Source organism: Nitrospira sp. T9 (assembly GCF_052156535.1).
In the GTDB taxonomy this organism is placed as follows: domain Bacteria; phylum Nitrospirota; class Nitrospiria; order Nitrospirales; family UBA8639; genus Nitrospira_E.
Window position 1 is genome coordinate 1 of sequence record NZ_JBQKUP010000020.1, and the last position, 21225, is coordinate 21225.

At 44.7% G+C, this 21225-nt stretch carries 35 protein-coding genes and 3 pseudogenes; all 38 read left to right on the forward strand.

All coding sequences use genetic code 11. The features are described 5' to 3' along the window. Nucleotides 1-145: pseudogene (tuf, locus tag ACTRXD_RS01680) on the forward strand (elongation factor Tu); the annotation flags it as partial. A 33-nt stretch (nucleotides 146-178) separates the two neighbouring features. Beyond that, nucleotides 179-490 carry a 30S ribosomal protein S10 gene (gene rpsJ / locus ACTRXD_RS01685; protein ID WP_312646254.1) on the forward strand — a complete coding sequence of 104 codons (312 nt, stop codon included), beginning with the start codon at nucleotides 179-181 and terminating at the stop codon, nucleotides 488-490. A 58-nt stretch (nucleotides 491-548) separates the two neighbouring features. Continuing rightward, nucleotides 549-1166 (forward strand): 50S ribosomal protein L3, encoded by a 618-nt coding sequence (gene rplC, locus ACTRXD_RS01690; RefSeq protein ID WP_442430146.1) that lies wholly within the window; start codon nucleotides 549-551, stop codon nucleotides 1164-1166. Beyond that, nucleotides 1166-1795 (forward strand): 50S ribosomal protein L4, encoded by a 630-nt coding sequence (rplD, locus tag ACTRXD_RS01695; RefSeq protein ID WP_442430147.1) that lies wholly within the window; start codon nucleotides 1166-1168, stop codon nucleotides 1793-1795. The genes rplC and rplD overlap by 1 nt, the downstream gene beginning before the upstream one ends. Nucleotide 1796: 1 nt before the next feature. Continuing rightward, a complete protein-coding gene (locus ACTRXD_RS01700) occupies nucleotides 1797-2084 on the forward strand; it encodes a 50S ribosomal protein L23 (protein WP_442430148.1) in 288 nt (95 codons plus the stop codon). A gap of 44 nt (nucleotides 2085-2128) precedes the next feature. Continuing rightward, nucleotides 2129-2968, forward strand: a complete 840-nt coding sequence (gene rplB, locus ACTRXD_RS01705; RefSeq protein ID WP_442430149.1) for a 50S ribosomal protein L2 — start codon at nucleotides 2129-2131, stop codon at nucleotides 2966-2968. Nucleotides 2969-2983: 15 nt separating this feature from the next. Next, nucleotides 2984-3271, forward strand: coding sequence for a 30S ribosomal protein S19 (gene rpsS / locus ACTRXD_RS01710; protein ID WP_312646260.1), 288 nt, complete (start codon nucleotides 2984-2986; stop codon nucleotides 3269-3271). Between the two features lie 51 nt (nucleotides 3272-3322). Further along, nucleotides 3323-3661 (forward strand): 50S ribosomal protein L22, encoded by a 339-nt coding sequence (gene rplV / locus ACTRXD_RS01715; protein WP_312646261.1) that lies wholly within the window; start codon nucleotides 3323-3325, stop codon nucleotides 3659-3661. A gap of 47 nt (nucleotides 3662-3708) precedes the next feature. After that, nucleotides 3709-4374, forward strand: coding sequence for a 30S ribosomal protein S3 (rpsC, locus tag ACTRXD_RS01720; RefSeq protein ID WP_312646262.1), 666 nt, complete (start codon nucleotides 3709-3711; stop codon nucleotides 4372-4374). A 38-nt stretch (nucleotides 4375-4412) separates the two neighbouring features. Further along, on the forward strand, nucleotides 4413-4835 hold the full coding sequence (gene rplP, locus ACTRXD_RS01725) for a 50S ribosomal protein L16 (RefSeq protein ID WP_312744097.1): 423 nt from the start codon (nucleotides 4413-4415) through the stop codon (nucleotides 4833-4835). A 9-nt stretch (nucleotides 4836-4844) separates the two neighbouring features. Then, the gene (gene rpmC / locus ACTRXD_RS01730; protein WP_312646264.1) at nucleotides 4845-5033 is read left to right on the forward strand and encodes a 50S ribosomal protein L29; all 189 of its coding nucleotides are present in this window, start codon (nucleotides 4845-4847) and stop codon (nucleotides 5031-5033) included. 34 nt (nucleotides 5034-5067) lie between these two features. Next, on the forward strand, nucleotides 5068-5334 hold the full coding sequence (gene rpsQ / locus ACTRXD_RS01735) for a 30S ribosomal protein S17 (protein WP_312744101.1): 267 nt from the start codon (nucleotides 5068-5070) through the stop codon (nucleotides 5332-5334). Nucleotides 5335-5390: 56 nt separating this feature from the next. Then, nucleotides 5391-5759 (forward strand): 50S ribosomal protein L14, encoded by a 369-nt coding sequence (gene rplN / locus ACTRXD_RS01740; protein ID WP_312646266.1) that lies wholly within the window; start codon nucleotides 5391-5393, stop codon nucleotides 5757-5759. An 11-nt stretch (nucleotides 5760-5770) separates the two neighbouring features. Continuing rightward, nucleotides 5771-6103 carry a 50S ribosomal protein L24 gene (gene rplX, locus ACTRXD_RS01745; RefSeq protein WP_442430150.1) on the forward strand — a complete coding sequence of 111 codons (333 nt, stop codon included), beginning with the start codon at nucleotides 5771-5773 and terminating at the stop codon, nucleotides 6101-6103. Continuing rightward, a complete protein-coding gene (gene rplE, locus ACTRXD_RS01750) occupies nucleotides 6103-6729 on the forward strand; it encodes a 50S ribosomal protein L5 (protein ID WP_442430151.1) in 627 nt (208 codons plus the stop codon). Before rplX ends, rplE begins: the two co-directional genes overlap by 1 nt. An 18-nt stretch (nucleotides 6730-6747) precedes the next feature. Next, entirely contained in the window at nucleotides 6748-6933 is a 186-nt protein-coding gene (locus ACTRXD_RS01755) for a type Z 30S ribosomal protein S14 (protein ID WP_312744107.1), read from the forward strand. 60 nt (nucleotides 6934-6993) lie between these two features. Beyond that, a complete protein-coding gene (rpsH, locus tag ACTRXD_RS01760; RefSeq protein WP_442430152.1) occupies nucleotides 6994-7401 on the forward strand; it encodes a 30S ribosomal protein S8 in 408 nt (135 codons plus the stop codon). Between the two features lie 45 nt (nucleotides 7402-7446). Continuing rightward, complete coding sequence (gene rplF, locus ACTRXD_RS01765) at nucleotides 7447-7986, forward strand: 50S ribosomal protein L6 (RefSeq protein WP_442430153.1); 540 nt, start codon at nucleotides 7447-7449, stop codon at nucleotides 7984-7986. 9 nt (nucleotides 7987-7995) lie between these two features. After that, nucleotides 7996-8361: a 50S ribosomal protein L18 gene (gene rplR, locus ACTRXD_RS01770; protein WP_442430154.1), complete on the forward strand. Its 366-nt coding sequence runs from the start codon at nucleotides 7996-7998 to the stop codon at nucleotides 8359-8361. Between the two features lie 44 nt (nucleotides 8362-8405). After that, nucleotides 8406-8900, forward strand: coding sequence for a 30S ribosomal protein S5 (gene rpsE / locus ACTRXD_RS01775; RefSeq protein ID WP_312744114.1), 495 nt, complete (start codon nucleotides 8406-8408; stop codon nucleotides 8898-8900). A 35-nt stretch (nucleotides 8901-8935) separates the two neighbouring features. Further along, complete coding sequence (rpmD, locus tag ACTRXD_RS01780) at nucleotides 8936-9124, forward strand: 50S ribosomal protein L30 (RefSeq protein ID WP_312744116.1); 189 nt, start codon at nucleotides 8936-8938, stop codon at nucleotides 9122-9124. Next, nucleotides 9121-9570 carry a 50S ribosomal protein L15 gene (gene rplO, locus ACTRXD_RS01785; RefSeq protein ID WP_442430155.1) on the forward strand — a complete coding sequence of 150 codons (450 nt, stop codon included), beginning with the start codon at nucleotides 9121-9123 and terminating at the stop codon, nucleotides 9568-9570. Before rpmD ends, rplO begins: the two co-directional genes overlap by 4 nt. Beyond that, nucleotides 9563-10876 carry a preprotein translocase subunit SecY gene (gene secY, locus ACTRXD_RS01790; protein WP_442430156.1) on the forward strand — a complete coding sequence of 438 codons (1314 nt, stop codon included), beginning with the start codon at nucleotides 9563-9565 and terminating at the stop codon, nucleotides 10874-10876. The genes rplO and secY overlap by 8 nt, the downstream gene beginning before the upstream one ends. Nucleotides 10877-10880: 4 nt before the next feature. Beyond that, the gene (locus tag ACTRXD_RS01795) at nucleotides 10881-11531 is read left to right on the forward strand and encodes an adenylate kinase (protein ID WP_442430157.1); all 651 of its coding nucleotides are present in this window, start codon (nucleotides 10881-10883) and stop codon (nucleotides 11529-11531) included. A 1-nt stretch (nucleotide 11532) separates the two neighbouring features. After that, nucleotides 11533-12285 carry a type I methionyl aminopeptidase gene (gene map, locus ACTRXD_RS01800; RefSeq protein ID WP_442430158.1) on the forward strand — a complete coding sequence of 251 codons (753 nt, stop codon included), beginning with the start codon at nucleotides 11533-11535 and terminating at the stop codon, nucleotides 12283-12285. A gap of 24 nt (nucleotides 12286-12309) precedes the next feature. Then, nucleotides 12310-12528, forward strand: a complete 219-nt coding sequence (gene infA, locus ACTRXD_RS01805; RefSeq protein ID WP_312646279.1) for a translation initiation factor IF-1 — start codon at nucleotides 12310-12312, stop codon at nucleotides 12526-12528. 11 nt (nucleotides 12529-12539) lie between these two features. Next, complete coding sequence (gene rpmJ, locus ACTRXD_RS01810) at nucleotides 12540-12653, forward strand: 50S ribosomal protein L36 (RefSeq protein WP_312646280.1); 114 nt, start codon at nucleotides 12540-12542, stop codon at nucleotides 12651-12653. A 63-nt stretch (nucleotides 12654-12716) separates the two neighbouring features. Continuing rightward, on the forward strand, nucleotides 12717-13088 hold the full coding sequence (rpsM, locus tag ACTRXD_RS01815) for a 30S ribosomal protein S13 (RefSeq protein ID WP_442430159.1): 372 nt from the start codon (nucleotides 12717-12719) through the stop codon (nucleotides 13086-13088). A gap of 20 nt (nucleotides 13089-13108) precedes the next feature. After that, on the forward strand, nucleotides 13109-13492 hold the full coding sequence (rpsK, locus tag ACTRXD_RS01820) for a 30S ribosomal protein S11 (RefSeq protein WP_312646282.1): 384 nt from the start codon (nucleotides 13109-13111) through the stop codon (nucleotides 13490-13492). Between the two features lie 64 nt (nucleotides 13493-13556). Beyond that, on the forward strand, nucleotides 13557-14186 hold the full coding sequence (gene rpsD, locus ACTRXD_RS01825; protein WP_312744125.1) for a 30S ribosomal protein S4: 630 nt from the start codon (nucleotides 13557-13559) through the stop codon (nucleotides 14184-14186). 81 nt (nucleotides 14187-14267) lie between these two features. After that, nucleotides 14268-15254 (forward strand): DNA-directed RNA polymerase subunit alpha, encoded by a 987-nt coding sequence (locus tag ACTRXD_RS01830; RefSeq protein ID WP_442430160.1) that lies wholly within the window; start codon nucleotides 14268-14270, stop codon nucleotides 15252-15254. 22 nt (nucleotides 15255-15276) lie between these two features. Further along, a pseudogene (gene rplQ / locus ACTRXD_RS01835) lies at nucleotides 15277-15648 on the forward strand (50S ribosomal protein L17); the annotation flags it as partial. Nucleotides 15649-15862: 214 nt separating this feature from the next. Beyond that, complete coding sequence (lptC, locus tag ACTRXD_RS01840; RefSeq protein ID WP_442430165.1) at nucleotides 15863-16441, forward strand: LPS export ABC transporter periplasmic protein LptC; 579 nt, start codon at nucleotides 15863-15865, stop codon at nucleotides 16439-16441. A gap of 8 nt (nucleotides 16442-16449) precedes the next feature. Then, a complete protein-coding gene (locus ACTRXD_RS01845; protein WP_442430161.1) occupies nucleotides 16450-16965 on the forward strand; it encodes an LptA/OstA family protein in 516 nt (171 codons plus the stop codon). A gap of 192 nt (nucleotides 16966-17157) precedes the next feature. Beyond that, nucleotides 17158-17910 carry an LPS export ABC transporter ATP-binding protein gene (lptB, locus tag ACTRXD_RS01850; RefSeq protein WP_442430162.1) on the forward strand — a complete coding sequence of 251 codons (753 nt, stop codon included), beginning with the start codon at nucleotides 17158-17160 and terminating at the stop codon, nucleotides 17908-17910. 20 nt (nucleotides 17911-17930) lie between these two features. Beyond that, nucleotides 17931-19448, forward strand: coding sequence for an RNA polymerase factor sigma-54 (rpoN, locus tag ACTRXD_RS01855; RefSeq protein ID WP_442430163.1), 1518 nt, complete (start codon nucleotides 17931-17933; stop codon nucleotides 19446-19448). A gap of 107 nt (nucleotides 19449-19555) precedes the next feature. Next, complete coding sequence (gene rapZ / locus ACTRXD_RS01860; protein WP_442430164.1) at nucleotides 19556-20500, forward strand: RNase adapter RapZ; 945 nt, start codon at nucleotides 19556-19558, stop codon at nucleotides 20498-20500. Between the two features lie 491 nt (nucleotides 20501-20991). Next, nucleotides 20992-21225: pseudogene (locus ACTRXD_RS01865) on the forward strand (IS256 family transposase); the annotation flags it as partial.

The following is a 21225-nucleotide window of genomic DNA, read 5'->3' on the forward strand; positions in this document are numbered from 1 at the left end:
GGTCGAGATGGTGATGCCGGGGGATAATGTGTCATTTGAGGGTGAACTGATCTCCCCGATTGCGATGGAGCAAGGGGTGCGATTTGCAGTGCGAGAAGGGGGCCGAACGGTCGGAGCCGGGGTGGTCACGGAAATCGTCGCATAAGAAATACTGGTGAAGTGGAAAGGGTAGGTTTTTGTGGATCGAGACCGCAGAATACGAATTCGACTAAAAGGGTTTGATTATAGGGTGTTAGATCAATCTCTTCGTGAGATTGTGGATACCGTTCGTCGGAGTGGCGCCCGCATTGCTGGTCCTGTGCCTCTGCCTACGAGAATTGAGAAGTGGACGGTCCAAAGATCGACTCACGTTGATAAAAAGTCACGGGAGCAGTTTGAGATTCGTACTCATAAGCGATTGCTGGATATTATGGAACCTACTCCCGAGACTATGGACGCCCTGATGAAACTTAATCTGGCGGCCGGTGTGGATGTAGAAATTAAACTATAGGTTTCTGGTCAATGCTTCCCTTAGTTACAGTCAACTTAATTTAGGTAATTATTGAATTATGGTTAAAGGGTTGATAGGTAAAAAATTAGGTATGATCCAGGTTTTTGATAAGGAAAGACGCCTTATCCCTGTGACGGTTATTGAAGCTGGCCCCTGCGGAATTGTGCAGGTTAAGAAAATGAGTACCGATGGGTATGATGCCGTGCAGATTGGGTTTGGTGAAGTGCCGGAAGGAAAACAAACGAAGCCTCAGTTAGGGCATTTAAAAAAAGCAGGAAATAAAGTTTGGGGTTATTTGAGGGAGTTTGGTTCAGCCGGAGAAGTGCAGGTGGGTTCCCAGGTTGACGTAAATTTATTTTCTGAAGGTGAGCCAATTCATGTTCAGGGAGTTTCTAAGGGAAAAGGATTTCAGGGGGTTATGAAGCGGCATAATTATGCCGGTGGCCCAGCATCTCATGGTTCGATGTTTCATCGAGCCCCTGGTTCCATCGGGTCGAGCTCTTTTCCCTCAAGGGTGTTAAAAAATAAAAAACTCCCTGGTCACATGGGAAATAAGCAAATCACTGTAAGAGGATTAACGGTTTTTGGAATAAAGGCTGAGGAAAACATACTCTTAGTTACAGGTTCTGTGCCTGGTCCGGTTGGAGGGGTGGTCATGGTAAGGAAGGTCAGCTGATGCAATCTATTGATGCTTTTCCAGTAATTGGCCCAGACTCTCGGCCTGTTGATAAAGTTGATTTGACGGATGGTGTTTTTAGTTCGTCGGTTAATCCCTCGTTGGTCCACCGCGCCGTTGTTATGCAGCGGGCAAGTGCCAGGCAGGGTACAGCGTCCACGCTTGGTCGTGGCGAGGTAAGGGGCGGCGGTAAGAAACCATGGAAGCAAAAGCATACGGGTCGGGCAAGATCCGGATCAAGTCGTTCTCCCATTTGGAGGGGGGGCGGTACGGTTTTCGGGCCCAAGCCTAGATCGTATTCCACCACCTTGCCAAAGAAAATGTATCGGGCGGCCTTAAGGGGAGCTTTGGCAGCCAAGGCTGGAGATGGATTGGTGGTATTGGGCGACTTGGTACTTCCAGAATTGAAAACTCGTGAATTGGTTAAATCCTTAACCAATGTCGGGGCGAGTGGGAAAATCCTTTTAGTCATTCACGAGGGATTGGCTGATATTATTCGTATTGGAAGAAATGTAAAGAATCTTAAAATTATTCATGGTAAGGACCTTAATGTATATGACGTGCTTTGGTGTGAAAAGTTGGTTGTAACCAGGGCAGAGCTAGAACGAATTCAGGAAATTTGGGTGTAACGTGAATCCACATGATGTTTTAATTCGTCCTTTGTTAACAGAAAAAATTACCGCAATACGCGAAATAAAGAATGGTATTGCGTTCTCCGTTCATCGTCAGGCCACTCGGATTGATATTCGTAGGGCCGTGGAGAAGGTGTTTAGCGTTAAGGTGGCTTCGGTGAATGTTATGAATGTTAGAGGCAAAAAAAAACGACAAGGTCGTTTTGCCGGAAAGAGATCAGATTGGAGGAAGGCCTTCATTACTTTAAAAGAGGGCGAAAAAATAGAATTATATGAAAGTGCCTAGTGGATTTAATCGTTGTCAATTTCTGAAATAAAGAAAGTTAGTTTATGCCAATAAAAGAATATAATCCAACCTCACCTGGCCGAAGAGGAATGTCGGCTGTCACCGGTGAGGGGTTATCGCGTAAAAGACCGGAAAAAGCCCTTACCAGCTTTAAATCCAAGTCTGGTGGGAGGAATAACTCTGGAAGAATTACTTCCCGCTTTAAGGGTGGTGGGCATAAGCGCCTCTATAGGAAGATTGATTTTAAGCGGGATAAATTAAATATTGTCGGCAAGGTTGCCGGAATTGAATATGACCCTAATCGATCGGCTCGAATTGCACTTTTGCATTATGCGGATGGGGAGAAACGCTATATCCTGGCTCCTTTTGGCTTGAAGGTTGGGGATTCAGTTCAAGCTGGTACCGGGGTAGACGTGAGGGTGGGAAATGCTTTGCCCCTTATGGAAATGCCTCTCGGTATTGTGGTGCACAATGTAGAGTTAAAGCCGGGTAAGGGAGCCCAATTAGTTCGGAGTGCGGGGGCTTCAGCTCAGGTGATGGGCCGGGATGAGGGCTATGTCCAGATTCGTTTAACGTCTGGTGAAATGAGGAAAATACTCGGAACGTGTATGGCCACGATCGGGCAGGTAGGGAATGCCGATCATAATAATGTCACCATTGGGAAAGCTGGTCGGTCTCGATGGTTAGGGCGTAAACCGCATCAACGGGGAGTCGTGATGAATCCGGTTGACCATCCTCATGGCGGTGGTGAGGGAAAGTCTGGTCAAGGGAATCCGCATCCTGTTTCACCATGGGGTCAGCCGACAAAAGGGTTTAAAACAAGAAAGCCGCGAAACCAAAGCTCGCGTTTTATAATTGCCGGTAGAAAGAAAAAATCCCGTTAATTTAAGGGGGAATCGATGCCAAGGTCAGTCCATAAAGGTCCATTTGTCGATGACCATATTGCAAAAAAAGTAGAAAAGGCCAGGGAAGGAAGAGAATCAAAGGTAATAAAAACCTGGTCGAGACGGTCGACAATTATTCCAGATATGATCGGTTTAACTTTTGCGGTCCATAACGGAAAGAAATTTATCCCCGTTTTTATTACCGACAATATGGTGGGTCATAAATTGGGTGAATTCGCTCCGACGAGATTTTTTAAGGGACATGGTCATGCTAGGAGTGAAAAGGCAGTTGCGTTAAAGTAAAAAATTTTCGGTTTTCTTAAGTCATAGGTATTTGAGCAAGGTAGAAAAAATATGGCGGAAGCTAAAGCAATTCTTCGACATGTAAGATTGGCCCCACGTAAGGCAAGGTTGATTGTTGATATGGTTAGGGGAAGGAATGCGGCTGAAGCATTAGCCATATTGAAATATACCCCCAGGTCAGCGGCCAGGGTGGTTGAGCAATTACTCTTTTCGGCAGTATCTAACGCCGGGCAGAAGGATTTGGGTGACCCAGAAAATCTTAGAATCGCCAGAGCGTATGTGGATGGTGGTCCAATATATAAGCGCTTTCGCCCTCGATCAATGGGAAGGGCTAACCCTATTCATAAGAGAACGAGTCATATAACAATCGTTGTGAGTCCGGCTGGGTAGTGGTGCCAATTTTTCAAATCTTGGGAGTTAAGGGGGAGAAAGAATAGATGGGTCAAAAGACGCACCCGTATGGTTTCAGATTGGGTTATACCAGAACATGGCATTCGCGATGGTATGCAAAAAAAGACTTTGCGAAGTTGCTTCACCAAGATTTGTCCATAAGGGACGTGGTTAAAAAACGCTTGTATCATGCTGGCATATCCAGCGTGGAAATAGAGCGATCTGGCAATCAACTTAAATTGATCATTCATACTGCTCGTCCCGGAATTATCATAGGGAGAAAGGGCGCTGAGGTTGATAAGTTAAAAGCCACCCTTGAAAAAGAGTATGGCAATGAAGTTTTTGTAACGGTAAAAGAAATTAAGAAGCCAGAGTTGGATGCTCAGCTGGTTGCAGAGAACATTGCCACCCAATTGGAAAAGCGGGTCTCATTTCGTCGTGCGTTGAAGCGAAGCGTTGCCTCTGCTTTGAGACTTGGTGCATTGGGGATTAAGGTGTATTGCGCTGGTCGACTGGGAGGACATGAAATTGCCAGAACTGAGTGGTATCGAGAGGGTCGAGTTCCCCTTCATACTCTTAGGGCGGATGTTGAATATGGATTTGCCGAGGCCAAAACCGCCATGGGCCAAATTGGGGTTAAGGCTTGGATATTTAAAGGTGATGCTCAAATTCCTTCTTTGGAAAAGTCTGAGCCTTCATTAGGTTTTTTATAAAAGATAGAAATGATCTAAGGGATTGGAGTATTTGAAAGATGTTAGCTCCGAAAAGGGTTAAATTCAGAAAGGTTCAAAAGGGCCGGATGCGGGGAAAGGCCTACCGTGGTGGTGAAATCGCCTATGGAGTATTCGGCCTAAAAGCCATGGAGCCAGGAAGAATTACGGCCAGGCAAATCGAAGCTGCTCGTATCGCGATGACCAGACATGTCAAGAGGGGTGGCAGGATTTGGACCAGAATTTTCCCTGATAAGCCCATTACTAAGAAGCCTGCGGAAGTTCGAATGGGAAAAGGAAAGGGGAACCCTGAATATTGGGTTGCCCCGGTAAAGTCTGGAAGGATTTTGTTTGAAATGGATGATGTTACGCAAACCGTTGCAGAAGAGGCATTGCGTTTGGCAGGGCATAAATTACCTGTGGCCACAAAATTTGTTATTCGTGGAGAAATACCTGTTTTGTAGGTATGGGATATGGAAATGGACGAAATAAAAAATTTAGAAAAAAGTGAGTTGTTTGAAAAAATAAATAAATTGAAGCAGGAATTGTTCCATTTTCGGAGTCAATTGGCATTAGGACGCATGGAAAATCCAATGCGAATACGTGAGACAAGAAAAGATATCGCCAGGGTTAAAACTGTTCTTCGCCAAAAGGCTAATTAGTCAACCAAGACTTTGTAAGGAAAGTTAATTAATTATGACACAGACCAGGGCTCTGCCCCGATCACTTACGGGAAAAGTAGTTAGTAATAAAATGCAAAAAACCGTTGTGGTTGAAGTTATTCGCATAGAGCGTCATTCTCTGTATGGAAAAGTGTTGAGAAGAAAGACAAAGTTGAAGGCTCACGATGAAGTGAATCAATGTCAGATAGGAGATCAGGTTCATATTGTCTATGCGCGGCCTTTAAGTAAGACGAAGCATTGGCGAGTTTCTGAGGTTTTAAGTAAACGAGTGGCTTCCTAGAATTCTGGATATGTGTTTTAAATATTTCTTCGGTTAATAAGAAATAGAGAAACCTAATGATACAAAATTATACTTATCTTGACGTGGCCGATAATTCAGGCGCAAAAAATGTGATGTGTTTTCACGTGCTGGGTGGAACGAAGCGCCGGTATGGGTCTTTAGGGGACATCATTGTGGTGGCCGTAAAAGAGGCAATTCCAAAGGCATCAGTTAAAAAAGGTGACGTCATGAAGGCCGTCATAGTTCGAACTAAAAAAGGCCGTCGAAGAGAAGATGGTTCCCATATCAAATTCGACAGGAATGCGTGTGTTTTAGTTAATGCTCAAGGTGATCCTGTTGGGACTCGTATATTTGGGCCCGTTGCAAGAGAATTAAGAAAGAAAAAGTACATGAAAATTATATCTCTGGCTCCAGAAGTCATTTAGGGTAGGTGGATATGGCTGAAAAATTTCGGATAAAAAAAGGCGATATAGTTATGGTTATCGCTGGCAAGGAGCGTGGTAAGACGGGGAAAGTCCTCCAGGTTCAAACAAAAGATGCCAGGGTCACAGTTGAAAAGCTAAATATAATTAAGCGACATACAAAACCAAACGCTAAAAATAAGCAGGGGGGAATCCTTGAGCGGGAAGGCTTTATGGCGATTTCCAATGTCATGGCATTTTGTGATTCTGTTAAAAAACCTTCAAGAATGAAAATGAAAACTTTTGATGATGGACGGAAAGTCCGTGTTTATCAAAAAGCACCAAATGAAGTTTTGGATAAAAGCTGATGAAATCAAAATCTGTAACCAAACAAACAGTCAAAGAAAAGGAAAAGGCCGTCGGTTCCTCTGCGGTTAAACCGAAGGATTATATTCCACGGATTAAGGCGATGTACCATGAGCGGGTTATCCCTGCCATGATGAAGGAATTTGGGTATAAAAACCCAATGCAGGTGCCACGAGTGGAAAGGATCGTCTTGAATATTGGTATGGGGGAAGCCGTTCAAAATGTAAAATTATTGGAAAGTGCCGCGGCCGAACTTGAACAAATAACCGGGCAAAAGCCTGTCTTGACTCGGTCAAAAAAAGCCATCGCGGGATTCAAATTGCGTGAAGGAATTCCGATAGGAGCGAAGGTTACCTTAAGGGGCGCAAGGATGCATGAGTTTTTGGACCGGTTGGTATCGGTGGCTTTACCCAGAATTCGTGATTTCCGTGGGATCTCGCCAAAAGCTTTCGATGGACGAGGGAACTATACGCTCGGCTTAAAAGAACAGCTGGCGTTTCCTGAAATAAAATATGATGATGTTGCATCAATCCATGGGATGGATATTACGTTTGTTACTACCGCTCAACGGAATGATGAAGCCAAATCTTTATTGGCCCACTTAGGAATGCCTTTTCGGAAACCCTAAGGAGGGAAAGGAGCGAACGTGTCAAGGTTAGCACTAAAAAATAAGGCAAAACGAAAGCCAAAATTTGCATGCCGCCACTATAATCGTTGTCCGCTTTGTGGGCGCGTGAGAGGATTTTTGCGTCGCTTCCTTATGTGTCGAATATGTTTTCGTTTCCTGAGTTTGCGTGGTGATATCCCCGGCGTAACCAAATCCAGTTGGTAGCGTATTTGTTAAACAATTTTTGGTAGTAATTGGCAAATAATTCAATACGAGGTTTTTAGCATGTCGATGACTGATCCTCTCGCAGATTTATTCGTGCGAATTCAAAATGCGGGACGCCGTGGCCACGATTTGGTTAAAATCCCATCTTCTCGGGTTAAAAACGATATCCTGCGAATTTTTAAGGAAGAGGGATTCATTCGTGACTACAAAGCAGCTACGGGTGCCAATGGGCACCCAGTTATTGAAGTTTCGCTTCGATATGCTCCTGGTCGCCAAAAAAAATCATTCATAACCGGGATAAAACGTATTAGTAAACCGGGGTGTAGAGTCTACGCCGGGAAGGAAGATCTTCCACGAGTGATGCGTGGATTGGGAATGGCTATCCTGACTACTGATCGTGGATTATTAACTGATGAGCAATGCAGGAGTTCCCAAGTCGGCGGTGAAGTTTTATGCCATGTGTGGTGATTGTGGATACCTTATTTACTTGAATTTTTAATTAATAGGTTAATCATGTCGAGGATTGGACGAAAGCCGATATCAATTCCCAAAGGAGTCGAAGTGCGGGTCATTGATGGGAACGTTTTAGTGAAGGGGCCGCTGGGGCAACTCCAGTGGGGACTGAGCCCGGGAATAGAAGCCAGTGTAGAAAAAGAAGAAGTTTCGTTGTCCAGAAATGACGATTCAGCAAAACTTAAGGCGTTACATGGACTAACAAGGGCGGAGCTCGCCAATCAGTTAAAGGGAGTCAAGGATGGTTTCCAGGAAAACCTTGAAGTGATGGGGGTTGGATACCGAGCGCAAATTCAAGGAAGTGAATTAAGTTTCTCTGTCGGGTATGCTCATCCAGTGTCAATAAAATTGCCAAAAGGAGTCGAGGCATCTGTTGACAAGCAAACATCAATTTCTCTCAAAGGAATTGATAAACGAATGGTTAGCTTGGTGGCAGCCCAAATCAGAAGTATGAAGGTTCCGGATGTGTACAAGCAAAAAGGTATTAAGTATGTTGGTGAAATCCTTCGTAAAAAAGCTGGTAAAGCCGGCAAAAAGTAGGTTGAACTTGTGAATATACTGGAAAAACAAAAAAGGTTGCTTAAGCGGAGTCGGCGGGTGCGGTTGCGCATTGTCGGATTATCTTCTCGTCCACGATTAAGTGTATTTAGGAGTAATTCTCATATTTATGCACAAATTATCGATGATGCGGATGGTCGTACCTTGGTTTCGGCGTCATCCTGTGACCCTGGCTTAAAGGATAAAATAAAATCAGGTGGAAATATTGAAGCAGCCAAGATGGTGGGACAGGCAATTGCTGAACGGGCAAAGGCCATACCAATTGAACTAGTGGTATTTGATCGTGGTGGCAGATTGTATCATGGCCGGGTCAAGGCGTTGGCGGATGCTGCTCGTTCAGGTGGGTTAAAATTCTAATCTTGCTCAGCCCCAACTTTTGCTAAAGGGAAGGATTCACATCTGTGAGGGTTAATGTTGAAGAGCTCAATTTGAAAGATAAGCCGGTGGTGATTAACCGTGTAGCCAAAGTGGTGAAAGGGGGGAAACGGTTTTCCTTTTCAGCCTTGGTTGTTGTTGGCGATGGCGATGGTTGGGTTGGTGTAGGAAAAGGTAAAGCGACCGAAGTTCCATCTGCCATAGCTAAGGCCGTGGCTCACGCAAAAAAAAATCTAATCAGGATTCCCCTTAAAGCTAATACTATTCCCCATGAGGTGCATGGATATTTTGGTGGAGAGCATATTGTCTTGAAACCGGCAAAACAAGGTACGGGTATCATCGCTGGAGGAGCGGTGCGTTCGTTACTGGAGGTGGCTGGTGCTCAGAATATCGTTGCGAAAACCCTAGGTCGTGGGAATCCGTTTAATGCCGTGAGGGCAACTATTGAAGGTTTGAGCCAACTGCGTGATCCCTATGAAGTAAGAGAGATGCGTCGAACGGCCGTCGGGATGGAAGATTAATTGAAATAAAAAACCAGTGAGGAAACCTGGAAATCATGGTAACACCAGCTAATCTCTCAATCACATTAAAGCGGAGCACAATAGGCCATCCAGATAAGATGCGTGTGGTGTTATTGGGGCTCGGACTTAGGAAAATAGGACAGACTGTCAGTCGTCCGGATACAGAACAGGTACGTGGATTAATTTATAAGGTCAGGCATCTTATTGAGGTTGCTGTTTCATGAAACTACACGATTTACATCCGTCTCCTGGTTCAAAAACCAAGAAAAAGCGCCTTGGCCGTGGGCCAGGTTCCGGGTTAGGGAAGACAGCCGGGAAAGGGCATAAGGGGTTATTAGCCCGTTCCGGTCGAGCTAATCAAGCTGGGTTTGAAGGTGGACAAATGCCACTTGCCCGCAGATTGCCCAAGCGTGGGTTTACAAATATATTTCGGATACAATATTCGGTGGTAAATCTTAAGGATCTAGTTTCTCAGGAAAAAACCATGAATTTTAACCCAACAGTTTTTAAGGAAATTGGGTTAACTAAAGGGCGAAACCCACATGTCAAAGTACTTGGTACTGGGGAAATTGATCGACCGATTGTTGTTGAGGCACATAAATTTAGTGATACTGCCAGACAAAAAATTGAGAATGCCGGTGGGCAAGTAAAGGTGATCGGCCGTGCTTGAGCGGCTTATCACAAGCCTTCAAAATATCTTCAAAATTCCGGAGTTGCGTAGCCGGGTAATATTTACCTTGTCTATGCTTGCAGTTTATCGGATTGGGGCTCATGTCCCCACCCCCGGAATCAATAATGAAGAGCTTTTCAAGTTTCTTACCGAAAGAGGTGGGGCCCTCATGGGCTTCCTTGATATTTTTTCGGGAGGTGCTTTATCGAGGCTCACGATTTTTGCATTGGGCATTATGCCCTATATTAGTGCCTCGATTATATTACAGCTTCTCACGGTGGTTGTTCCGCATCTTTCGAAATTAGCAAAAGAAGGTGAGCGAGGAAGAAAAACTATCATTCAATACACAAGGTATGGAACAATCCTAATTGCCTTGATTCAAGGATTTGGTATTGCTCTCGGCTTGGAAGGAATGAATGATGGAGCATTTGTTCTTGACCCTGGTTGGTCTTTTAGGTTGATGACAGTGATTACGTTGGTAGCTGGTACGGCCTTCCTAATGTGGTTAGGAGAGCAAATAACTGAACGGGGTGTTGGAAATGGTATTTCTCTTATAATTTTCTCCGGCATAGTTGCCAGTCTTCCTAGTGCAGTTGTTCAAACCTTTGATTTATATCAGATTGGTCAAATCAGTCTCCTTTTACTATTAGTCCTTGGTGTCGTTATGCTGGCAGTTATGGGTGCTATTGTTTTTTTAGAAAGTGGACGAAGAAAAATTGCGGTTCAATATGCCAAACGAATAGTTGGGAGACGGGTATATGGGGGACAAAACACCCATATTCCTTTGAAAATTAATACGGCTGGTGTAATTCCGCCCATTTTTGCCTCTTCGATTATTGCGTTTCCAGCCACGATTGCCAGTTTTATACAAGTACCGTGGGTTCAAAGCATCGGGTCTCAACTAGCTCCAGGATCCTTACTATATACAATGCTATATGTTGGAATGATTATATTTTTCTGTTTCTTCTATACAGCTGTGGTGCTAAATCCTGTTGATATGGCTGACAACATGAAGAAATATGGTGGATTTATCCCAGGGATACGACCTGGGCAAAAGACTGCGGATTTTATTTATAAGGTATTGACCAGAATTACATTTGCTGGAGCTATTTATTTAGCTATCGTATGCGTTATTCCAGAATTATTGATTTACCGACTTAATATGCCTTTTTATTTTGGAGGTACTTCACTTTTGATTGTCATTGGGGTGGGGTTGGATACGGCCCAACAAATTGAAAATCATATGCTCATGCGGAATTATGAAGGTTTTCTCGGAAAAGGGTCATTAAAAGGGAGAAGTGGGTAGCATAATGAGGGTTGTTTTTTTAGGCCCTCCGGGAGTTGGAAAAGGGACACAGGCAGATTTTATTGCCAAAAATTTCTGTATTCAAAAACTTTCAACCGGAGATTTGCTGAGAGAGAGCGTTGAAAGGCATACCAAACTTGGAAATGAAGCAAAACTTTTTATGGAGCGTGGAGAATTAGTTCCTGATGATGTCGTGATTGGGTTAGTTGAAGAAAAATTAAGTTCTCCTGAATGTCGAAATGGGTTTCTGTTAGATGGATTTCCTCGAACGGTAGCCCAAGCCAATAAGTTGTCTTCGTTTTTGGAGGAGAATGGGGGGGCAATTGATCGGGTGGTATATTTTTCCCTTCCCCAGGCAGATATAATTGAACGAATAAGCGGGAGACGAAGTTGCCCACAATGTAAGGCCGTATATCATCTTAAGTCCATCCCACCAAAAAAAGAGGGGGTGTGCAATGTATGTGAAATACCCCTTATTCAGCGAAATGATGATAAACCGGAAACCATTCAATCCCGATTGTTGGTATATCAAAAACAAACAGAGCCCTTAATCCAATATTATAAGGAAAGGGGAGTTCTTTCCGAATTGGATGGATCAGGGTCAGTTTCTGAAGTTCGGGAGCGATTGATAGCTCTCTTAACGCAACCCGGATAGAATGATCATCATAAAAACGGCTGAGGAAATTGAACTCATTGCTCGTGCCGGTAAAATTGTTACCCAATGTCATCAATTACTGGTTCATGAAGTAAAGCCAGGTATAACTACACTGGAATTAGATAGAATTACAGAGGAATGTATTCTAGATTTGGGCGGAATTCCAGCATTTAAAGGGTATAGGAACTATCCTAAAAGCCTCTGTGCATCCATTAATGAAGAAGTGGTGCATGGAATACCATCAAAGCGTGAATTGAAGGATGGAGACATTATTGGATTGGATGTGGGCGCCATTGTGGAAGGGTTTTACGGAGATGGAGCTGTGACGGTTTCAGTTGGGGCGGTGCCTGAGAATACTCAATCATTGATTGCGGTCACCCAAGAAGCTTTACGTAAAGGAATTGAACAGGCTGTTGTGGGTAATCGTCTTTCGGACATATCATTTGCAATTCAAACACATGTAGAAAGGCATGGGTATTCGGTTGTCCGTGATTTTGTGGGTCATGGTATTGGGCGTCAGTTGCACGAAGAACCGCAAGTTCCAAATTATGGGAGACCTGGACAGGGTCCACGATTAAAACCTGGGATGGCTCTTGCTATAGAACCGATGGTTAACCTAGGAGGTTCTGCAGTCAAAGTTCTTAAAGATGGCTGGACGGCAGTGACTTGCGATAGATCACTCTCCGCTCACTTTGAGCATACCATCACAATCGAAGCAAAAGGTCCACCTCGCATTTTAACAGGGTGGTCCTAGGTTGGAGGTTAAGTAAATTTCCTCATGGGGAAAGAAGATATTATTGAAGTTCAAGGGTCGGTTACTGAAACTTTGCCGAATGCGATGTTTCGGGTTCAGTTGGAAAATGGGCATAAAATTTTAGCTCATATTTCAGGAAAGATGCGAATGCATTTTATAAGAATTTTGCCAGGAGATAAGGTGACAGTGGAACTATCTCCATATGACCTGACTCGTGGACGGATTACCTATCGGTTTAAATAGAGGTTGTTATCGTGAAAGTCAAATCATCAGTAAAACCTATTTGTGTTAAATGTAAGGTCATTCGCCGCAAAGGGGTTGTGAGGGTGCTATGCACAAACCCCAAACACAAGCAGCGACAAGGCTGAGATGCGTTGATGTTCGGTAGGGATTGATTAAGTTAATCCCAATATAAGAGAGGAATGTAAGCAATGGCTAGAATTGCAGGCGTAGAGTTGCCGGTAGGAAAACGGATTGACGTTGGATTAACCTATATTTTTGGGATTGGTCCGGCCAGGTCGCGAGATATATTACGAAAGACAGGAGTGGCTCCTGAAACAAGGGTAAAGGACCTGCATGAGGATGAGGTCGTCCGTTTACGTGAGACAATTGATAAGGATTATGACGTAGAGGGTGACCTAAGGAAAGAGGTCACGATGAGTATTAAGCGTTTGATGGATATTGGCACTTATCGAGGGTTACGACATCGCAAGGGTCTACCTGTAAGAGGCCAAAGGACGAAAACTAATTCACGAACGAGAAAAGGACGACGTGGAGCGATTGGCGGAAAAGTTAGGAAATAAGCTGCTGAAAGGGATCTTTCATGAGTGTTAAAAAGGGAAAAAAAAAGGAAAGAAAAGTTTTACAAGTTGGGATCGTGCATATCATGGCCTCTTTCAATAATACTATTGTGACGATCACGGATATGACCGGTGGGGCTGTAACCTGGGCTAGTGCAGGTAGCCAGGGCTTTAAGGGATCCAGAAAGAGTACCCCTTTCGCCGCTACGCGTGCCGGTGAAGTGGCTGCAAAAAAGGCCATGGAATTTGGCCTTCGACAAGTTGATGTCTATGTGAACGGACCTGGATCTGGACGAGAAGCCGCAGTGAGGGCACTTCAGTCCGCTGGCTTGCGTGTCAATCTTATTCGTGATGTGACACCGATACCTCATAATGGGTGTCGGCCTCCAAAACGAAGACGGGTCTAATTTCTTATGGGGATCTTTTTACATTATCGGTTTTTCGTGAACTGGAGATAGGGGGAGAAAGTCCATGGCCAAATATACTGGTCCTGTATGTCGGTTATGTCGGCGTGAAGGGGTAAAGCTATTTTTAAAAGGGACCAGGTGTATGACTGAAAAATGCGCAATTGAGCGTCGAAGTTATCCACCTGGACAGCATGGGCAATCGCGCCGAGGGCGTGCGACGGAATACGGCACGCAGCTTAGGGAAAAACAAAAGCTTCGACGTGTGTATGGTATGCAGGAACGTCAATTCCTCAATACCTACCACCGAGCAGTTCGCCGGAAAGGTATTACGGGCGAACATTTGTTGAGTCTACTTGAACGCAGGCTTGATAACGTTGTCTATCGCCTAGGTTTTGCTTCATCACGCGGCCAAGCGAGACAATTGGTCAATCACGGCCATGTGATGTTGAATGGCCGAAAAGTCACGATTGCTTCGGTAACTGTGAACATTGGGGATATTATCGAAATTAAGGAAAAGAGTCGTCAGCTTGTACCGGTCCAAGCCGCTCTAGAAATTACTAGTGGCCGGGGAGTGCCGAATTGGTTAGAGATGGAGCGAAATATATTGAAGGGTACCGTCCAAGCCATTCCCACTAAGCAGGACATTGATGTATTGGTCAATGAACAAATTGTAGTGGAGCTGTACTCACGGTAATTGTATTGCCTGAGATAGAGCGGATGTTGCGAATTGATCACTTACATGGCCTTGGGACCAAGAAAGGGAGACGCGATCCTTATGATAAATAGCATGAAGGATTTCCAAATACCAACGAAGCTGGAATTGGAAAAGGACAATGCTTCACCTACTTATGGCAAGTTTACAGCTGAGCCATTTGAACGAGGCTTTGGAACCACCATGGGGAATTCCCTCAGGCGGGTTTTACTTTCTTCGCTTCCTGGGGCGGCTGTCACCTCAGTAAAAATTGAGGGAGTATATCATGAGTTTTCGACCATACCAGGTGTGACCGAGGACGTAACGATTCTCATTTTAAACATTAAAGCATTGCGGTTGCGTTTACATTCTGATAAGGCGAAGGCTATTCGATTGAAAAAGAAGGGGCCTGGCGAAGTGTTAGCCGGCGATTTGTCTGTAGACCCGGACGTGGTAATCCTGAATCCAGATTTTCATATTGCTACTTTAGATAAAGATGGGATGTTAGATATTGAACTTATTGTGAAGCCAGGGCGTGGATATGTCCCCGCAGAACGAAACAAAGAAGAGGGATTGCCAATAGGAGTCATTCCGGTAGACTCAGTCTTTTCCCCCATTAAACGCGTTAATTTCAGTGTGGAAAGTGCACGGGTAGGTCGGATTACGGATTATGATAAACTGATTTTGGAAGTGTGGACTGACGGAAGCATATCTCCACAGGAAGCTGTTACTTCAGCAGCAGGAATTCTTCGCGACCATTTAGATATTTGCCTTCCATCTGAGGAGAGGGGTGAGCCAGCCCAAGAAGAGGGCGGAGATGAGAGCAAGATGTTGATTAATCAACATCTGTTTAGAAGTGTGAATGAATTGGAACTTTCGGTTCGCGCTGCAAATTGCCTGAAAAATGCTAACATTAAATCTATAGGTGATTTAGTTCAAAAAAGCGAAAATGAAATGTTGAAGACCAAAAACTTTGGTAAAAAATCCTTAAATGAAATTAAAGAGGTCCTAGCGGAAATGGGGTTGGCCTTAGGAACCAAAGTGAGCGAAGTAACAGAATCCCATATCTAACTTTTTTCAAAGGACGTGTATTGTGCGTCATCGAAAACGCGGAAGACAATTAGGACGAAATAGTAAGCATCGGTTGGCATTATTCAGAAATTTGGTGACATCACTCATGGAGCATGAGCGAATTGAAACCACGGAGGCCAAAGCAAAAGAGCTACGTGGTATCACCGATAAATTAATTTCGCTGGGGAAGCAGGGAACTCTTCAAGCCAGACGGGGGGCCTTGCGTGTGTTACGGACCAAGCAAACTGTTCAAAAACTTTTTGATGATGTTGCCAAGCGTTTTCCTGAGCGGAACGGTGGGTATACAAGGATTATTAAAACTCGCCAACGACCAGGTGATGCTGCAAAACTTGTGGCTATTGAATTGGTCGAAAAAGGGAATGAGTCTGAGAAAGTGGTCGTTTCTTCTCCGTCCAGTTAGGAATGTGCAGACCTTCGTCTTTTAAAATTATATTTCTCACTGCTTCCGTTTCTCCAACATAGTTTCTTCTCTCCGCATTCGATACTTCACAGGGTTAAGGTCTTTTATTTACTTGGCCTGGACCCTGTGCTATTCTTTTTTATGGGTTTTTTACCCTAAGGGTGGTCTTTCGACCGAGTACGTATTCATGCAATTTTATGGTACGAGGACCATTTTAACTCTGCTTGTTTTATGTATGGCCGTATTTATCGGATATCGTGTGGTGAATCATATGCAAACGCGAAGCCAAGAAACCACTTCTGTAACTTTAGAGGAACAGCAAGGCGCGGATGCATGGATTCATGGGTTTACTTACCGCCAAACTCGATCTGGGTCCACAAAATGGGTCGTAAATGCGGACCAGGCAAAGGTGTTTGACAAAGAGCATGAGGCTAAGTTGGAGACGGTTCAGGTGCGGCTTTTCGATAGTGCATTTCAGAAAGAACAATTGCGGATCACCTCTGAAGAAGGTGTCATGAATACTTCCAATAATGACTTTGAGCTAACGAGTAAAAACGAGAAAACCGTAATCACCTTTGAGTCTGGTTTTCAAGTATTTTCAGATAAACTGACCTGGAACGAACAAGCACGACAGATTTATACCACGGACCAAGTGACAATTAAGGGAGATGGATTAATCATTACTGGAACAGGATTAGAGGGAGACGTGGATAAGAATGAATTTCATTTGCTCAAAAATGTTCGTGCTGAGGTGGTGTCGCCATAAGAGTTTCGTTGCCGATCTCACTTGGGTGGTTGATATTCTGGCTAATTTTGGTTTTTGGTCCCATCGTAGGAAGAGGAGATGGGCCGAAAACCTCTACGGTCATTACTTCCAATACGATGACGGCCAGTAGCGAAAAAAACCAAGCTATTTTTAAGGGATCGGTCAAAATGGTTCAAGGTGAACTGGTAGTACATTCTGATGTGATGATCGTGTATTTTAAGGAAAAGTCAGCCTCAGATCTCTCTTTGTCCACGCCTTCAGGAGCCAAATCAGAATCGGGAAAAGAAATTAGTTATATTGAAGCAAAGGGGAAAGTTAGAATTGAAAAAGGGGAAAGTCGGGCTACTAGTCAACATGCTTTGTATTACAAAGCAGAGGAAAAGGTTATCCTGACTGGATCTCCGGTGGCCTGGCAGGCAGGGACTAGGATTAGTGGTCCAAAGATGACAATGTTTTTAAAAGAAAACAGGAGCGTGGTGGAAGGTGGAACCCAAGTGATTATTGAAGAGTCAGAGCAAAATTGAAAATTGCAGGAGTGTCCAATTAGATTTATTGGGTCGTTCAGAATATTTCATAGTGCTTATAAAAATTGTCTTTTAGATTATGACTGAAAAGGATGGGTCAACCAACAGATAGGATGACTGATGGTTGATCATCAAGTTGAGCACCAGAATTCGCTTTGTTCAGTAACAGCACGATTGAATTAAGGAATTCCAATGCCTGAAGCACCGGCGAAATCTCTTCACAAAATTTTCGCCAAAGATTTAAAAAAGAGTTTTAAGGGTCGCCAAGTCGTTAGAGGAGTCAGCTTGGAATTGTTGGGAGGAGAAGTTGTTGGCCTTCTTGGACCAAATGGTGCTGGTAAGACTACGATTTTCGATATGGTCGTAGGGCTCTGTCAACCAGATCATGGTGAAATTTTTCTCAACAACCATGAAATCACTGCCCTGCCAATGTATAAGCGGGCGAGGCGTGGAATTGGTTATTTACCACAAGAAGCTTCAATTTTTCGGCGGCTCTCCGTTGAGGACAATGTGTTAGCTGTTTTGGAGACATTAGACCTTTCCACTTCTACCCGAAAAACCAGATTAGATGAATTGTTAGAGGAATTGGATCTGACTCGGCTTCGTACGCATGGTTCCTTTACACTCTCAGGTGGAGAACGTCGACGCTTGGAGATTACGCGGGCGTTAGCTACGAACCCAAAATTTTTACTTCTAGATGAGCCTTTTGCTGGAATTGATCCAATTGCGGTGGGAGATATTCAAGATATTTTGACCAATTTAAAAAAGAAAAATATCGGCATTCTGATTACAGACCACAATGTCCAAGATACGCTTTCCATTACCGACCGAGCCTATATAATAAGCGAAGGAACCATTTTAGAAAGTGGTCCACCTGATGTCATTGTAAATAGTCCAAAAGCCAGGGCTGTCTACCTGGGCGAGCGCTTCAAAATGTTCCAATAAAGAGGAAGTGGGTTTCTGCAATGGATCTTCGGTTAGACCTTCGGTTATCTCAAAAGTTGGTGATGACCCCCCAACTGCAACAAGCGATTAAGCTGTTGCAACTCTCTCGGTTAGAGCTTCAGCAGGTGTTGGCTCAACACTTAGTAGAAAATCCTCTCTTAGAAGATTTGGCATTGGAATCCCTGGATGAAGAAGCCTCGGTGGGGGAGGAGCACTCAGAGCCGGCGAAAGAGTCTGGTGCCGAAAGTGAGCCGTCGGGTGAGGGCACAGAAATTCAACCAACCGTCAAGGAAGGTGAGCCATTGTCCTCCGAAGAGTGGGACAATATTTTAGGGAATGACTGGCGGCCTGCTCAGCGGGATGAAGCTTACTCGGGAGATGAAGAGTTTCCTTCGTATGAGCAAACGCTTACCAAACCGACTTCTCTTGAAGAGCATCTGGATTGGCAACTCCGTCTCTCTTCTCTTGCAGGGGATGACCGGGACATTGGCAGAATGATTATTGGCAATTTGGATGAAGACGGGTATATGCGGGTGCCTCTTCTAGAATTAGCTGAGGACGCGAAATGCTCTGTTGATCATGTTGAAGAGGTGCTCCGCCAGATTCAGCAATTTGATCCCCCAGGAGTTGCGGCACGGGATTTAGCAGAATGTTTATTGATCCAACTGGATCATCTACAACATGATGAGACTGAATTCACCTCTCATCTGCATACTACGGTACCGATGAATGTGGTGGCTGCTATTTTGAAAGATCATTTAGTCGATCTTCAGAAAAAACGGTATCAGTCAGTGGCCAAAACATTGAACGTGACTCTGGATGAAGTCTATGAAGCTGTTCGGGTGATAGAGAGTCTGGAACCGAAGCCAGGTCGCCCCTATTTTTCGGATAGTAACTCGATTATTATTCCGGATGTCTACGTCGTCAAGTATGAAGGGGAGTGGGTCGTGCTGTTGAATGATGATGGTCTCCCTCGGTTGAGGATTAGTCCATATTACCGGAGACTCCTTTCCCATTCAGGAGAAGATGCTGGGAACACGAAAAACTATCTTGAGGAGAAATTGAAAGGCGCACAATGGATTATACGGAGCATTGATCAGCGTAACAAAACGATTGTGAAAGTCGTCAAGAGCCTTGTGAAGTTTCAAGAAGCGTTTTTGGAAAAAGGGGTTCAGTATCTTCGGCCATTAGTCTTGAAGCAGGTGGCCGAAGATGTGGGTATGCATGAGTCCACAATAAGCCGGGTGACGACCAATAAATATTTGCATTGCCCTCAGGGCATTCTTGAACTGAAATTCTTTTTTAATGCAGGGATTCAAAGGGCTGACAACCGTGGAGAGGATATGTCCTCTGTGACTGTTCGTGAGATGATTCGGGAGATGGTGGCACAAGAAGATGCAGCCAATCCGTTGAAAGATCAGGAAATCGTTTCCAGGCTCCGTCATAAAAATATCTTAATTGCTCGTCGAACTGTAGCTAAATATCGAGCTGAATTACATATTGCTTCTGCTAGCCAACGAAAGCGAATACCCACATAATTTTATTCAGCGGACTTCAGGCCTTAGACCCCATTGTGAATATTTCAGATAATTGTTCTCATTGAGTTTCTGGTTCCTGCTAACCTGAAGGGTCAAAGAGTGGGTCCATGCCCGATGATTGTGAAAGCGTCATGATGCCGAAGGAAATACCTGAATCTTCTTTGAAAAGCGATCCGTTGCCTCTTCAATTGATGATGGTGACGGGGACATCGGGATCTGGCAAGACTCAAGCTCTGAAGTGTTTGGAAGATTTAGGCTTTTTCTGTGTGGATAATCTTCCGCCGGCCTTATTTCAAAAATTCACTGAATTGTGTATCCAACCGGACAAAGACGTGAAGAAGGTGGCCTTGGGAATTGATATTCGTGAGCGGGCTTTTTTTGAAGATTTATTGAGCAATCTTGAAGCCTTGCAAAGTGATGGCTGTCACGTTGAATTGCTCTTTTTAGAGGCACAGGATGATATATTAGTCAGGCGTTTTTCTGAATCACGGCGTCCGCATCCTTTACTCCCACATCGGCCGATTATTGAGGGCATTCAATTAGAGCGTGAACGGCTACAAAGCCTTCGGGCTAGAGCCCATCGCGTCCTGGATACGTCAGAATTTTCCGTCCACGACCTTAAAGCCTGGATCATTAAACATTATCGAGAACGGGGTGAAGGACAATCCCTGAAAATTAGTCTCATGAGTTTTGGCTATAAATTCGGAGTGCCTTTCGATGTGGACATGGTATTTGATGTTCGATTTCTTCGCAATCCTCATTTCGTGCCTGACCTTCAGCCATTAACGGGGGAACACGCCGATATTCAACGCTTTGTCTTGGACACGAGGGAGGCTAAGGTCTTTCTCGAGCACTTGAAAGAATTATTTACTTTTTTGTTGCCATTGTTCGAAAGGGAACAACGAAGTTATGTCACCGTTGCTTTCGGGTGTACGGGCGGGCGACATCGTTCGGTGGCGATCGTCCTAAGCATGAAAGATACTTTGAAAACATTGGGCTATGACGTCACCATTCACCATCGAGAAATTTCAAAAGAGGCTACACCAGGGTAATGCCCCTTCTTCCTTGAGTAGACTTTTTGCCAGAATCAGTTCCTACAATTTCAGAATTTTCTGCAATACACATCTATCAAAGCCAGCGCGGAGGACCACGTGGCGTAAGGCCGTGGGTGAAAGCGCTCCCCGCTGGAAGCGGGGGACTCCTTGCCACATGAGGGATTTTGGATGACACTGGCGCATGGAGGTTTCGGCTCATTGGCCATGGGGCGTATCCGCATCAATATCATGGGGTGTGGATCCCCAAGTATCGACGGCGCATTTTGCGGGGGCAATCAAGCTTTTTGTGCAGGAGCAGTAGCCGCATATCCAACAGTATAATCCCGATGTGGAGGTACAGCAATGGAGTGTGCAGATTGACCATATCCACATGGTGCTGGGAGCTATATTCGAAAGTAGTGTTTGAGCTGTGTTGAACAGACGCGGCGTCTCGGGTTGCAATGGCTGTTGCGAGACATCCACCCCAACCACAAAGGAGAGACGCCACGATGCAAGAGGGTAGCAAAACAGAGGCAGAAGATCGAGTCAGCAAGGATTCGCTCATGGACATCATTCGGGCCGGCGCCCAACAGCTCATTGCTCAGGCGCTGAAGGTGGAGGCGACGGAACTTTTGGCCACCTATGCGGATCAACGGGATGAGCAAGGGCATGCGAGGGTTGTCCTCAGCGGCCCTCATCCCGAACGCGTTATTCAAACGGGCATGGGGCCCGTGCCGGTACGG